This is a genomic window from Ancylobacter sp. VNQ12 (genome assembly GCF_049445835.1).
Lineage (GTDB): Bacteria > Pseudomonadota > Alphaproteobacteria > Rhizobiales > Xanthobacteraceae > Ancylobacter.
In genome coordinates this window covers 76,773-89,586 of the sequence record NZ_JBMSDU010000004.1, presented here as the reverse complement: position 1 = coordinate 89,586, position 12,814 = coordinate 76,773, and the positions used below count along the sequence as shown (strand labels likewise).

Genomic DNA, 12,814 nt, shown 5'->3' with positions numbered 1-12,814 from the left:
GGACATGGACGAGGCGGCGATTTCCGACATCTTCGCGGCCTTTCGTCCCGTGCGCTGCCGGCGGATGTTCGGCGGGATCGGCATCTACGCCGATGGCGTGATGTTCGCGCTGGCGGCTGGCGAGCGTATCTATCTCAAGACCGATCCGGCCTTCGCGTTCGATCTGAAGGAACGGGGCGCCGAACCCTTCGTCCATGAGACGCAGGGACGCCGGGTGACCTTCAGCTACTGGTCGCTTCCCGATGCGGCTCTGGACGATGCCGAGGCGGCGGCGGAACTCGCCGCGCGGGCCCTTCGCTTGGCCCTCATCGCCGCTGCCGGAAATCCCCGCCGCATGATGCCGACCCGCGCGCGGTCGCGGCGCGACTGAACCCGGTCGCACGGCAGGCGCTGATCGGCAATTTCAGGAGGCACGGCCAAGTGCAGCCCGCCATCGGCTCGGCCTATCCCGAGCCACGAGCGGCCAGACCCTTCAGCCCGCCTTGATCTTCACCGGACGGAGCAGGAAGGCCGGCAGGTGCGAGGTATCCGCCGGCTCGTCGACCGGCGCACGCTCGCTGCGGTGATGCGAGAGCGGCGTCACCGGGGCACGAGCCGGTGCCGGGGCGCGCTGCGGCGCTGCGGCGCGTGCGGGCGAAGCCGCGGGAACCGGCGCATCACCACGCGGGGCGGCCTTGGTGCGGCTACGCGGCTTGCGAGCCGCCTCGGGGGCGCGTTCCTCGGCAACCGGTGCGCTGGTCACCTCGGCGGCGGCCACGGGCTCGTCCTCGGTCTTCTCGACACGACGGCGAGCCGGGCGGGCGCCACGGCGCTCCTCGCTCGCGCGCTCCTCGCGGGCACGCTCGCCGCCACCACGACCGCCCTTGCCGCGCTCGCCGCCGCCATCACGGCGGGCACGCGGCTCGGAGGGCGGCAGGGCGTCGAGCGTGGCGCCTTCCAGCCAGTCGATCGGGCGGCCGATGAGTTTCTCGATCGCGGCGAGCGACTTTGCGTCCGACGGGGTCACGATGGTGAAGGCGGCGCCGGCACGTCCCGCGCGGCCGGTACGGCCGATGCGGTGGACATAGTCCTCGGCATGGTGCGGCGCGTCATAGTTGAAGACGTGGCTCACCGCGGGAATGTCGAGACCGCGCGCGGCGACGTCGGAGGCGACGAGCAGGTTGGCCTCGCCGGTGCGGAACTGGTCGAGCGCCTGCATACGCGAGCGCTGGTCCATGTCGCCATGCAGGGCGACCACCTTGAAGCCGTGGCGCTGAAGCGACTTGTACACTACCGCGACTTCGCTCTTGCGGTTGCAGAAGATGATGCCGTTCTGGAGGCTGTCCGCCTCGGTGATCAGCTTGCGCAGCGTTTCGCGCTTCTCATAGTCCTCCTTGCCGGAGGCGACGAGCAACTGGGTGATGGTCGACGCGGTGGAGGACGGGCGCGAGGCTTCGATCTGCACCGGGTTGGACAGGAACTGCGCGACGAGGCGCTGGATTTCCGGTGGCATGGTGGCCGAGAAGAACAGCGTCTGCCGGGTGAACGGCACCAGCTTGCAGACGCGCTCGATGTCGGGGATGAAGCCCATGTCCAGCATGCGGTCCGCCTCGTCGATGACGAGGATCTCGATGCCGGAGAGCAGCAGGCGGCCGCGCTCCACATGGTCGAGCAGGCGGCCGGGCGTGGCGATCAGCACGTCGACGCCGCGCACCAGCTTGGCATCCTGGTCGCCGAAGGAGACGCCGCCGATCAGCAGCGCTACGTTGAGCTTGTGGTTCTTGCCGTATTTGACGAAGTTCTCTTCGACCTGCGCGGCAAGCTCGCGCGTCGGCTCGAGGATCAGCGTGCGCGGCATGCGAGCGCGGGCACGGCCCTGTTCGAGCAGGGTGAGCATCGGCAGCGTGAAGGCCGCCGTCTTGCCCGTGCCGGTCTGGGCAAGTCCGAGGACGTCCCGGCGGGCCAGCACATGCGGAATGGCCTGCGCCTGGATCGGCGTCGGCTCGGTGTAACCGGCATCGGTGACGGCCGAGAGCACCTTGTTGCTCAGACCGAGTTCATTAAAGGGCATCAGGAGTCTATTCTGCGGCAGCGCACCGCTCACCGGACCCCCCGAGCCGTAACCGGGGGCGGATGGCATCGTCTTCGCGCGGAGCGCATCGATCGGATAAGGTCAGACGACGCGACGCAACATAGGCATAAAGCCCGGAAAGTCAATGAAGTTCGCCTCTGTCAAGAGTTCTGAAGCTGGTTTTCGCGCCCCGTCGGATGAGCGCACGGGGAGGGCGTCGTGAGTCGCGCCTTCGTTAAGGAAGACGGCGGGGCCGACACGCTGCCCGAGCGGCCGGTCAGCCCGAATCGCAACCTCGTCACGCGGCGCGGCCTGGTGCTGATCGAAAGGGAGGCCGCGCGCTATCGCGAGGCGCTGGCCTCAGCCGGCGCGAGGGGCGACCGCGACGGCGCGGCGCAGGCTTCGCGCGAGCTGCGGTACTGGAGCGCGCGGCGCGCCAACGCCGAGCCGGTCGATCCGCCGCAGCAGGCCGAGGCGGTCACCTTCGGCATGGCGGTGACGCTGGAGGCCGAGGACGGCAAGCGCCGCACCTTCCGCATTGTCGGCGAGGACGAGGCCGAACCGAAGGACGGGCGCATCGCCTGGGTCTCGCCGGTGGCGCGGGCGCTGATGGGCAAATGGGTCGGCGACGAGATCACCCTGCCGGCCGGCGAGATGGAGATCGTCGCCGTCGACGCGGCGCCGGAAGCGGAATAGAGACCCCGTCATGCTCATTCCCGTCGAGACTCTCCTGGTCTTCGCGCCGGCGGCGCTGGCGCTGAACCTCACCCCCGGCAACGACATGCTGTTCTGCCTCGGGCAGGGCATGCGCTCGGGCGCGCGGGCCGGTATCGCGGCGAGCTTCGGCATCGCGGCGGGCGGCATGATCCATACGCTGGCGGCGGCGCTGGGGCTGGCGGCACTGCTGGCTGCCCATCCCGGCGCCTTCGAGGCGATCCGCTGGGCGGGCATCGCCTATCTCGTCTGGCTCGCGGTGCAGACCTTCCGTTCGCCGGGTCTCCTGCTCACGCCCGCCGCCGGGCGGCGGGACACGCCCTGGCGCGCCTTTCGCGAGGCGGTGATGGTGAACGTGCTCAACCCGAAAGTGGCGGTGTTCATCCTCGCCTTCCTGCCGCAATTCGTCGATCCGGCGCGCGGCTCGACCTTTCTCCAGTTCGTGCTGCTGGGCGTGGTGTTCAACGTCGGCGGCACGGCCGCGAACCTTCTGGTCGGCATCTTCGCCGGACGGCTGAGCGGCTGGCTCGCCGGCCGGGCAAGGGTGGCCCGGGCTTTTCAGATGGCGACGGGCGGCATCTTCCTGATGCTCGCCGCGCGCCTCGCCTTCGACCGTCGGTGACGGCGCTCAGATATCAAGCAACTCCTCGTCCGCAAAGGCGGCGCGCTCGGAGATGAAGGCGAAGCGGCTTTCCGGCTTGTTGCCCATCAGCCGCTCGACGATATCCGCCGTGGCGGCGCGCTCGGCCTCTTCGATAGTGACCCGCAGCAGCATGCGCGACTTCGGGCTCATCGTGGTTTCCTTGAGCTGCGCCGGCATCATCTCGCCGAGGCCCTTGAAACGGCCGATCTCCACCTTGCCGCGCCCGGAGAACTCCTTCGCCAGCAATTCGTCGCGGTGTGCCTCGTCGCGCGCATAGAGCGTCTTGGCGCCCTGGCTGATGCGGTAGAGCGGTGGCACGGCGAGGAAGAGGTGGCCGTTCTCGATCAGCTTCGGCATCTGCCGGAAGAAGAAGGTGACGAGAAGCGAGGCGATATGGGCGCCGTCGACGTCGGCGTCGGTCATGATGACCACGCGCTCATAGCGCAGGTCTTCCTCGCGGTAGTGCGCGCCGGTGCCCGCGCCGAGCGCCTGTATCAGGTCGGAGATCTGCTGGTTCTGCGCGAGCTTGTCGCGGCCGGCGCTGGCGACATTGAGGATCTTTCCGCGCAGCGGCAGCACCGCCTGGGTTTGGCGCTCGCGCGCCTGCTTGGCCGAGCCGCCGGCCGAGTCGCCCTCGACGATGAACAGTTCGGAGCCGGCGGCGGAGTTGTTCGAGCAGTCCGCCAGCTTGCCCGGCAGGCGCAATTTGCGCACCGCCGTCTTGCGGGAGATTTCCTTCTCCTGCCGGCGGCGCAGGCGCTCGTCGGCGCGCTCGATCACCCAGTCGAGCAGGCGGCTCGCCTGGACGGGATTGCCGGCGAGCCAGTGGTCGAACGGATCGCGCAGCGCCGCCTCGACGATGCGGGTGGCCTCGGCGGTGGCGAGCTTTTCCTTGGTCTGGCCCTGGAATTCCGGCTCGCGGACGAAGACCGAGAGCATGGCGGCGCAGCCGGCCATGATGTCGTCTGTGGTGATGATGGCGGCGCGCTTGGCGTTGCCGGTGCGCTCGGCGTGATCGCGCAGGCCCTTCAGCAGCACCGAGCGCAGACCCGCCTCATGCGTACCGCCCTCGGCGGTGGGAATGGTGTTGCAGTAGGAGGAAATCGAGCCATCCGCATCGCCGAGCCAGGCGATGGCCCATTCGGCCGAGCCGTGTCCGCCGGGGCGCGAGGTCTTGCCGGCGAAGATGTCGGGATGGACCAGCGTATGGCCCTCGATATCGGCGGCGAGATAGTCCTTCAGGCCGCCGGGGAAGCGGAACACGGCCTTCTCGGGAATCTCCGTCCCGGCCACCAGCGCGGCGTCACAGCTCCAGCGGATTTCAACGCCGCCGAACAGGTACGCCTTGGAGCGCGCCATCTTGAACACGCGGGCGGGCTTGAAGCGCGCGGCCTCACCGAAGATCTGCGCGTCGGGATGGAAGCGCACGCGGGTACCGCGCCGGTTCTGCACGCGGCCGATCTCCTGGATCGGGCCCTGCGCGAGGCCGCGCGAATACATCTGGCGATAGAGCACCTGACTGCGCGCCACCTCGACCTCCAGCACGTCGGACAGCGCGTTCACCACCGAGACGCCGACGCCGTGCAGGCCGCCCGAAGTCTCATACACCTTGGAATCGAACTTGCCGCCGGCGTGCAGCGTGGTGAGGATTACCTCCAGCGCCGACTTGCCGGGATATTTCGGGTGCTCCTCGATCGGGATGCCGCGGCCATTGTCGGTCACAGTGAGGAAGCCGTCCTCGGTCAGCTCCACCTCGATGAAGCTGGCGTGGCCGGCGACGGCCTCGTCCATCGAATTGTCGATCACCTCGGCGAACAGGTGATGGAGCGCCTTCTCGTCGGTGCCGCCAATATACATGCCCGGCCGGCGCCGCACCGGCTCCAGCCCTTCCAGCACCTCGATATGCGCGGCCGTGTAGCCGTTCTCTCCGGCGGTCGCCTCTCCTTTCTCCGTCGGTTTGGCGACGGGACGGGAGGGGCGCGCGGCCGGGGCGGGAACGGAGGCGAAAAGGTCGTCGGAATTCGACATGGGTGAGGAGCGGCTCGTCTCTTGCGGGAACACGATTCGGACGTGCATAGCACTATGGCAGTTCGCAGCCTAAACCGGAACGCTCCGTGAACAAAGCGGGGCGGCTATGCGCGCGGCCCAGATATAGCGTCTTTCATCCGACATGCAGAAGGTGTAATGGCGCGGGCTCGATATGCGCGGGCCTTTCCGGAGGCTGCGCGGCCGGCGACACATCAATCGCATCAACGGATTGCCACCATGACGGACAGCAAGGCACGGATCGCCATCCTCGGGGCCTCGGGCTACACCGGCGCGGAGCTGGTGCGACTGCTGGTGCGTCATCCGCGTGTGGAGATCGTCGCGCTCACTGCCGACCGCAAGGCCGGCCAGAGCATGGCCGATGTCTTCCCGCAGTTCGCCCCGCTCGTGCTGCCCACGCTCGTCACCATCGACGAGGTGGACTGGTCGGGCGTGGACCTCGCCTTCTGCGCCCTGCCGCACGGCACGACGCAGCAGGTCATCAAGCGCGTCTTCGAGAGCGCGCCGCATATCAAGGTGGTCGACCTCTCCGCCGATTTCCGGCTGAGCGATCCCGGCGCCTATGAGCAATGGTACGGCCATCCGCACCAGGCGCTGGAGTTGCAGCAGGAGGCGGTGTACGGCCTCGTCGAGCTGTATCGCGAGGACATCCGCAAGGCGCGGCTGGTCGCTAATCCCGGCTGCTACACCACGACCGCGATCCTGCCTGTCGTGCCGCTGATCGAGGCCGGCGCGATCGAGCCGGACAGCATCGTCGTCGACGCCAAGAGCGGCGTCACCGGCGCCGGCCGCTCGGCCAAGGAGAACCTGCTCTACACCGAGGTGACAGAGGGCATGCACGCCTATGGCGTCGGCAGCCACCGCCACATGGCTGAGCTCGACCAGGAATATTCCAAGGCCGCCGGCCGCTCCATCGTGCCGAGCTTCACCCCGCACCTCGTTCCCATGAACCGCGGCATCTACGCCACGATCTATGTGAAGACTGCCGCCGGCATCGGGGCGGAGGGTGTGCGCCGCGTGCTGTCGGAGTTCTACGCCGGCGAGCCGTTCATCCATCTGCTGCCGCTCGGCCAGGTGCCGCAGTCGCGCTTCGTGAAGGGCTCGAACATGACCTTCATGGGCGTGATCAAGGACCGCTCGCCCGACCGCGTCATCATCATCTCGACGACCGACAATCTGGTGAAGGGTGCCTCCGGCCAGGCGGTGCAGAACATGAACCTCGTGCTCGGCTATCCCGAGACGACAGGGCTGGAGCAGGTCGCGCTGTTTCCGTGATCCGGGCTGGCCGTCATCCCGGAGATTGCCTGTGGCAATCGCGGGATGACGGTATGGCAGGGCTCGCCGCTATAGCGGCGGCATGCCTTTGATATAGGTCGCGATCTGGCCTTTCAGCGCGGCGATGCGCGCGGTGTAGAGCGTCGTCAGGCACGCGGCATTGCCGCCGCACTTGGCGCGCGCGGCGAGAAAGGCGCGCGCCTCGTCCTGCCGGTCGCCACTGCCGCCCATCAGCATCGGCAGGCGGCTATAGGCGAACCACAGCCCGCCCATTTCACTGTCGAGTGCGGAAAGAGCCGGATTGGCGCAGACTGCACGCTCGTCGGGCGCGCTGGCCTTGGCGCAATCGAAGCTGGCGGCTTGCGACGGCGCGGCGCAGAGCAGCGCGTCGGCCAGTAGCAATGCGGAAATCGCGACGAGACGCCTCACGACTTCACCTTCACATAGCGGCCCGGCGCGTCCTCGATCGGCTTGAATGCATTCCCGCCGGGCGCGCGCGCGGGCACGCGGCGGCTGTCCTCACTTTCGATCCACGCCAGCCAGTCCGGCCACCATGAGCCGGGGTGCACCTCGGCCTTGGGGATCCAGTCCTCCAGCTTCCCCTTCGGCGCGCCGCCGGTCCAGTACAGGTACTTGCCGCGCGCCGGCGGGTTGATGACGCCGGCGATATGGCCCGATCCCGCCAGCACGAAACGGCCGGGATTGCCGAACAGCTGCACGCCGAGGAACACGGAAGCCGCTGGCGCGATATGGTCCTCGCGGGTGGCGACGCTGTAGGTGGGGAAGTCGATCTTCTTCAGGTCCAGCTGCTTTCCCGCCAGCATCAGCGCGCCCTGCGCCAGCTTGTTGTCGAGGTAGCAGTTGCGCAGATAGAACGAGTGGTTGGTTGCCGGCAGCCGGGTCGAATCCGAGTTCCAGTACAGGATGTCGAACGGGAAGGGCGCCTGGCCCTTCAGATAGTTGTTCACCACATAGGGCCAGATCAGGTCGTTGGCCCGCAGCATGTTGAAGGCGTTCGCCATCTTGCGCCCCTCCATCACGCCGGCTTCCAGCATCTTGCGCTCGAGATTGGCGATCTGCTCCTCGTCGATGAAGACCTTGAGGTCGCCGGCATAGGTGAAGTCGACCTGCGTGGTGAGGAAGCTCACCGTGCGCACGCCGACATCCTTTCCCATCGCGGCCAGCCAGGCCAGCGTCATCGCCAGCATGGTGCCGCCGACGCAATAGCCCATGGCGTGGAAATGCTTTACGCCGGCGGCCTTCTTCGCCACCTCGAACGCCCTAAGCACGCCGTCGGTCATGTAGTCCTCGAAGCCCTTGCCGGCGAGCTCGGGACCGGGGTTGACCCAGGACACCATGAACACGGTGACGCCGTGCTCCACCGCCCAGCGCACGAAGGACTTCTCCGCGGTGAGGTCGAGCACGTAGAACTTGTTGATCCAGGGCGGGATGATCACCAGCGGGATCGCCAGCACGCTCTCCGTCTGCGGCGCGTACTGGATGAGCTGCATCAACTCGTTTTCGAAGATCACCTTCCCCGGCGTGGTGGCGAGGTTCTCGCCGACCTTGAACTTGGAATCGTCGGACTGGCGGATCTTCAGGTCGCCGCCGCCCGCCTCGATGTCCTCCGCCAGCATCTTCATGCCGCGCACCAGGTTCTCGCCATTGGAGGCGATGGTGGTGCGCAGCAGTTCGGGATTGGTCAGCACGAAATTGGACGGCGACACCGCGCCAGCGATCTGGCGGACATAGAACTCCGCCTTATGCTTGGTGTGCTTGTCGATCTCCGCTTCCTCGACCATCTCCTCCGCCCAGTTGGCGGTGAGGAGATAAGTCTGCTTGAGCGTGTCGAAGAACGGGTTGGTGGTCCATTCCGCGTCCGTGAAGCGCGCGTCGCGCGGCGGCGGCTCGGCGACCGGCTCGGCCTTCTTGCCGCTGAGTCGCTTGAGCGTGGAGGACCACAGTTCGAGATAGCCGCCGATCAGCCGCGCCTGCGCCTCCACCGTGCGCTTGGGGTCGGCGAGCCAGTATTCCGCGACATTGCCGATGGTCTTCATGACGTCGGCGATGTCCTCGGCGACGTCGTCATGCACCAGCCCTTCCTCGCGCGGGCGCATATAGGCGGCCATGGCCTTGCCCCCTTCCTCGACGAGCCGGGCGAGATTGCCGGCGAATGCTTCGAGGTTGATCGGGCCGGGGGCGGCTCCCTGCGCACCGGGCGCCTCGGCCCTGGCTGGCGCGGCGGGTTTGTTCGGTGCGGCGACGTTGGCGGCCGGCTGGGATGGGGGCATCTCCAGACGGCGCTGCGAGGGGCGCACGGCGTAGCGGGAAGGCGCGGGCTCTGCCGGGGCGACCGCGGCCTTCCGGCGCGGCGGCGGCGAAGTGGGCTTTTTCGCCGGCGCGGCCGGCGGGGGAGGGGCCGCCTTTGTCGTGGACGCCTTGGCAGCGGTGGGTTTGGCGGCGGTGGTCTTGAGAGTGGTTGCCTTGGAAACTGGCGGCATGGCCGTTTTGGCGGCCGCAGGTACCGGCGCTGCGCGTCTGCCCGCCCGCTTGGGTGCTTCCGGAGAAGGCTGCGTGGCTGGCGGAGCCTTGGGCTTCTTCGCAGCTTGAGGCGCGGGAGCCGCGGCCTGCGCCGGTGGGGTCGCGGGGGACGCCTTGGTCGCGCCGCGGTCGCGGGCCACTTTCGCCGCGCCGGTCGTCGATGCCTTCACCGCCGAAGGCACGGGAGGTCTGGCCGTCGATTCGGCAAGCCGCTGGGCCCGGCCCGCGCCGTCCGCGGCCTTTTTCGGCGAGGCCTTGCTGCTGGAGGGCGCCTTGGCGCCCGAACGGGACGGGTCGGCGGCACCGGTGGCCGGCTTGACGGTCTTGGGTCGTTGACTCACCGCTTGTCCCCGCGGGTACGTGCGTTCATAGGTGGGTGATCATAGACGCGCCGCTCGGCTGTAGCGAGTGCGTATGAGGCCGGAGGGATGCCTTGGGGAAGCTGAGTGTGAAAGGTGACCGGGAGATGAAGGGTGCGCCGATCACGGCCGCGACCCTGCTGTTTGTCGCTGCCACGGTGGGACTCAGCCTGGGCGGCTGCGCCAGTCCGGGCTCGCCCGGTGCCGCAATCGCTGGTGATCCGGCGCCACTGCCGACCACATCCACCACGACGGCGGCGGAGCTGAAGCCGACCACGTTCGGCGTTTCCGGCCCGGCGCCGCAGCAATATGCCTATCCCAGCTTCGGCGCGCCCGCCCAGATCGGCGAGCGCAAGGTGATGACCCCGGCCGAGACTTCCAAGATGCAGACCGACCTTGAGGCCCTCGCCAAGCAGCGCGAGCAGCAATTGCTGCAGGGCAGCGAAGAGCAGGGACAGTAATAGCCGGCAGAATCATCACGCTTCCGCCCGTTTTCGCTGGCATCTCACGCTGTGCGGGCGCGCGAAGAGTGATATGTAGCGCTCGTTGCGCCGATCCCGGTTGAATCGGGCGGCTTGGAGCTGAGACCGATGACCGATTTCCACCGTATCCGCCGGCTGCCGCCTTATGTGTTCGAGCAGGTCAACCGCGTGAAGGCTACCGCCCGCAACGGCGGCGCCGACATTGTGGACCTCGGCATGGGCAACCCGGATCTCGACGCTCCGGCCCATGTCGCCGAGAAGCTGAAGGAAACCATCGGCAAGCCCCGCACGGACCGCTACTCCGCCTCCAAGGGCATTCCGGGCCTGCGCCGGGCGCAGGCGGCCTATTACGAGCGCCGCTTCGGCGTGAAGCTCAATCCCGACACGCAGGTCGTGGCGACGCTGGGCTCGAAGGAAGGCTTCGCCAACATGGCGCAGGCCATCACCGCGCCGGGCGACGTGATCCTAGTGCCGAACCCGTCCTATCCGATCCATGCCTTCGGCTTCCTGATGGCGGGCGCGGCGATCCGCTCGGTGCCCTGCGAGCCAGGGCCGGAGTTCTTCCACGCGCTGGAGCGCGCGGTGGCGCATTCGATCCCGTCACCGCTGGCGCTGGTGCTGTGCTACCCGTCGAACCCCACGGCTCAGGTCGCCGATCTCGATTTCTATCGCGACGTCGTCGCCTTCGCGAAGAAGCACGACCTGATCGTGCTGTCGGACCTCGCCTATTCCGAGGTCTATTTCGACGACAACCCGCCGCCTTCCGTGCTGCAGGTGCCGGGCGCGATGGACGTGACGGTGGAGTTCACCTCCATGTCGAAGACCTTCTCCATGGCCGGCTGGCGCATGGGCTTCGCGGTCGGCAACGACCGGCTGATCGCAGCGCTGGCGCGGGTGAAGTCCTATCTCGACTATGGCGCCTATACCCCGATCCAGGTCGCCGCCACGGCGGCGCTGAACGGTCCGCAGGACTGCATCGCCGAGATGCGCTCGGTCTACCGCAAGCGCCGCGACGTGCTGGTCGACAGCTTCGGCAAGGCCGGCTGGGACATTCCCTCGCCGACGGCCTCCATGTTCGCCTGGGCGCCGATCCCCGAGAAGTTCCGCCATCTCGGCAGCCTCGAGTTCGCCAAGCTGCTGATCGAGAAGGCCGATGTCGCTGTCGCGCCGGGCGTGGGCTTCGGCGAGCATGGCGACGACTATGTGCGTATCGCGCTTGTGGAGAACGAGCAGCGGATCCGGCAGGCCGCGCGCAACGTGCGCCGCTTCCTTGAAACGGGCGCCGAAACATTGCACAACGTCGTCCCTCTCGCTGCGGTTCGCTGACACCCGGCTTTGCCGGGCTGCGCCGCTTCCTGGTCTTCTGTTGAGTTCGGACACATTATGGCGCCGCCCCTGAAAATTGGCATCGCCGGCCTCGGGACGGTCGGTGCGGGCGTGGTGCGCATGCTGGCCCGGCGCAAGGACGCGATCGCTGCCCAGCTCGGCCGCCCGATCGAGGTCGTTGCCGTCAGTGCCCGCGACCGCACCCGAAACCGCGACTGCGACCTGTCCGGCGTCCGCTGGTTCGACGATGCGGTCGATCTGGCGCGCGATCCCGGCATCGACGTCTTCGTCGAGCTGATCGGCGGTCATGACGGCATCGCCAAGGCGGCCGTCGAGGCCGCCATCGCCGCCGGCCACGACGTGATCACCGCCAACAAGGCGTTGCTCGCCCATCACGGCGTCGCGCTCGCCGGCGCGGCGGAAGCGAACGACGTCGGGATCTATTTCGAGGCAGCGGTCGCCGGCGGCATCCCCGTCATCAAGGCGCTGCGCGAGGCACTGCTCGGCAACGAGATCGCCCGTGTCTCCGGCATTCTCAACGGCACCTGCAACTACATCCTCACGCGGATGCATGAGGAGGGCCTGTCCTTCGAGGCCTGCCTCGATCAGGCGCAGCAGCTCGGCTATGCCGAGACCGATCCGACTTTCGACGTCGACGGCTTCGACACGGCGCACAAGCTCTCCCTGCTGGCCGCGCTCGCCTTCGGCGTGCAGCCGGACCCCGACGCGATCCATGTCGAGGGCATCCGCACCATCACGCTGGCGGATCTCGAAGCCGCCGACGAACTGGGCTACCGCATCAAGCTGCTCGGCGTCGCGGCCAAGGCGGGCGAGGCGGTGGAACTTCGCGTCCATCCGACGATGGTGCCCAAACATTGGCCAATCGCGCAGGTCTCCGGCGTCACCAACGCGGTGGCGATCGACGGCGACTCGGTGGCGCTGACCCTGGTCGGCCCCGGCGCCGGCGGCGATGCGACGGCCTCGGCCGTGGTCGGCGACATCTGCGATATCGCGGCGGGCAAGGCCGGCGCGCCTTTCGGCTGGAAGGCCGCGAATCTGCGTCCGGCCGGCAAGGCCGCAATCCAGCGTCATGAAGGTGGGTATTATATCCGCCTGGCGGCGGTTGATCGGCCCGGAACGGCAGCAGCGATTGCCCGACATATGGCCGAGCAGAACATCTCGCTCGAGTCCATTATGCAGCACCGGCGCGGCCGTCCGCATGGCGGCGATCGCGCGGAGAGCGCGGAGGATCCGGCACCGGTGGTGCTGATCACCTACGCCACGAATGAGGACGCGGTGCGCCGCGCGATCGCCGCCATCGATCTCGATGGCGTCATCGCATCGCCGCCGCAGGTGATACGGATCGAAAAGGACTGAG

The 12,814-nt window shown here is 68.0% G+C and carries 12 protein-coding genes; 8 read left to right on the top strand and 4 right to left on the bottom strand.

Going from position 1 to position 12,814, the window contains the following annotated elements; genetic code table 11:
* The first annotated feature begins 4 nt into the window (after nucleotides 1-4).
* Nucleotides 5-370 (top strand): TfoX/Sxy family protein, encoded by a 366-nt coding sequence (locus tag ACO2RV_RS08285; RefSeq protein WP_423291737.1) that lies wholly within the window; start codon nucleotides 5-7, stop codon nucleotides 368-370.
* A gap of 102 nt (nucleotides 371-472) precedes the next feature.
* Here the strand turns inward: ACO2RV_RS08285 and ACO2RV_RS08280 are convergent, their stop codons facing one another.
* Complete coding sequence (locus tag ACO2RV_RS08280; protein WP_423291735.1) at nucleotides 473-2,050, bottom strand: DEAD/DEAH box helicase; 1,578 nt, start codon at nucleotides 2,048-2,050, stop codon at nucleotides 473-475.
* 219 nt (nucleotides 2,051-2,269) lie between these two features.
* Here ACO2RV_RS08280 and greA point away from each other — a divergent pair, with 219 nt between their 5' ends.
* Both greA and ACO2RV_RS08270 read left to right on the top strand, forming a co-directional pair.
* Nucleotides 2,270-2,746 carry a transcription elongation factor GreA gene (gene greA, locus ACO2RV_RS08275; protein ID WP_423291733.1) on the top strand — a complete coding sequence of 159 codons (477 nt, stop codon included), beginning with the start codon at nucleotides 2,270-2,272 and terminating at the stop codon, nucleotides 2,744-2,746.
* A 10-nt stretch (nucleotides 2,747-2,756) separates the two neighbouring features.
* Nucleotides 2,757-3,386 carry a LysE family translocator gene (locus tag ACO2RV_RS08270; protein WP_423291731.1) on the top strand — a complete coding sequence of 210 codons (630 nt, stop codon included), beginning with the start codon at nucleotides 2,757-2,759 and terminating at the stop codon, nucleotides 3,384-3,386.
* A gap of 6 nt (nucleotides 3,387-3,392) precedes the next feature.
* Here the strand turns inward: ACO2RV_RS08270 and parE are convergent, their stop codons facing one another.
* Nucleotides 3,393-5,435 carry a DNA topoisomerase IV subunit B gene (gene parE, locus ACO2RV_RS08265; protein ID WP_423291729.1) on the bottom strand — a complete coding sequence of 681 codons (2,043 nt, stop codon included), beginning with the start codon at nucleotides 5,433-5,435 and terminating at the stop codon, nucleotides 3,393-3,395.
* A 237-nt stretch (nucleotides 5,436-5,672) separates the two neighbouring features.
* Between parE and argC the strand changes: the two genes are divergently transcribed.
* Nucleotides 5,673-6,728 (top strand): N-acetyl-gamma-glutamyl-phosphate reductase, encoded by a 1,056-nt coding sequence (argC, locus tag ACO2RV_RS08260; protein ID WP_423291727.1) that lies wholly within the window; start codon nucleotides 5,673-5,675, stop codon nucleotides 6,726-6,728.
* Nucleotides 6,729-6,797: 69 nt separating this feature from the next.
* On the opposite strand, the gene ACO2RV_RS08255 is transcribed toward argC, so the two are convergent.
* Together ACO2RV_RS08255 and phaC are read right to left on the bottom strand one after the other, a co-directional pair.
* Nucleotides 6,798-7,157, bottom strand: a complete 360-nt coding sequence (locus ACO2RV_RS08255) for a lysozyme inhibitor LprI family protein (protein WP_423291725.1) — start codon at nucleotides 7,155-7,157, stop codon at nucleotides 6,798-6,800.
* Nucleotides 7,154-9,229, bottom strand: coding sequence for a class I poly(R)-hydroxyalkanoic acid synthase (gene phaC, locus ACO2RV_RS08250; RefSeq protein WP_423291723.1), 2,076 nt, complete (start codon nucleotides 9,227-9,229; stop codon nucleotides 7,154-7,156). Before phaC ends, ACO2RV_RS08255 begins: the two co-directional genes overlap by 4 nt.
* Before the next feature lie 154 nt (nucleotides 9,230-9,383).
* On the opposite strand from phaC, the gene ACO2RV_RS08245 reads away from it, so the two are divergent.
* The 4 genes from ACO2RV_RS08245 to ACO2RV_RS08230 all read left to right on the top strand — a co-directional run bounded on the left by ACO2RV_RS08245 (nucleotide 9,384) and on the right by ACO2RV_RS08230 (nucleotide 12,813).
* Nucleotides 9,384-9,605: a hypothetical protein gene (locus tag ACO2RV_RS08245; RefSeq protein WP_423291721.1), complete on the top strand. Its 222-nt coding sequence runs from the start codon at nucleotides 9,384-9,386 to the stop codon at nucleotides 9,603-9,605.
* A gap of 97 nt (nucleotides 9,606-9,702) precedes the next feature.
* Nucleotides 9,703-10,089 carry a hypothetical protein gene (locus tag ACO2RV_RS08240; RefSeq protein ID WP_423291719.1) on the top strand — a complete coding sequence of 129 codons (387 nt, stop codon included), beginning with the start codon at nucleotides 9,703-9,705 and terminating at the stop codon, nucleotides 10,087-10,089.
* 129 nt (nucleotides 10,090-10,218) lie between these two features.
* Nucleotides 10,219-11,436, top strand: a complete 1,218-nt coding sequence (locus tag ACO2RV_RS08235; RefSeq protein ID WP_423291717.1) for an LL-diaminopimelate aminotransferase — start codon at nucleotides 10,219-10,221, stop codon at nucleotides 11,434-11,436.
* 57 nt (nucleotides 11,437-11,493) lie between these two features.
* Nucleotides 11,494-12,813: a homoserine dehydrogenase gene (locus tag ACO2RV_RS08230; RefSeq protein ID WP_423291715.1), complete on the top strand. Its 1,320-nt coding sequence runs from the start codon at nucleotides 11,494-11,496 to the stop codon at nucleotides 12,811-12,813.
* Nucleotide 12,814: the final 1 nt, after the last annotated feature.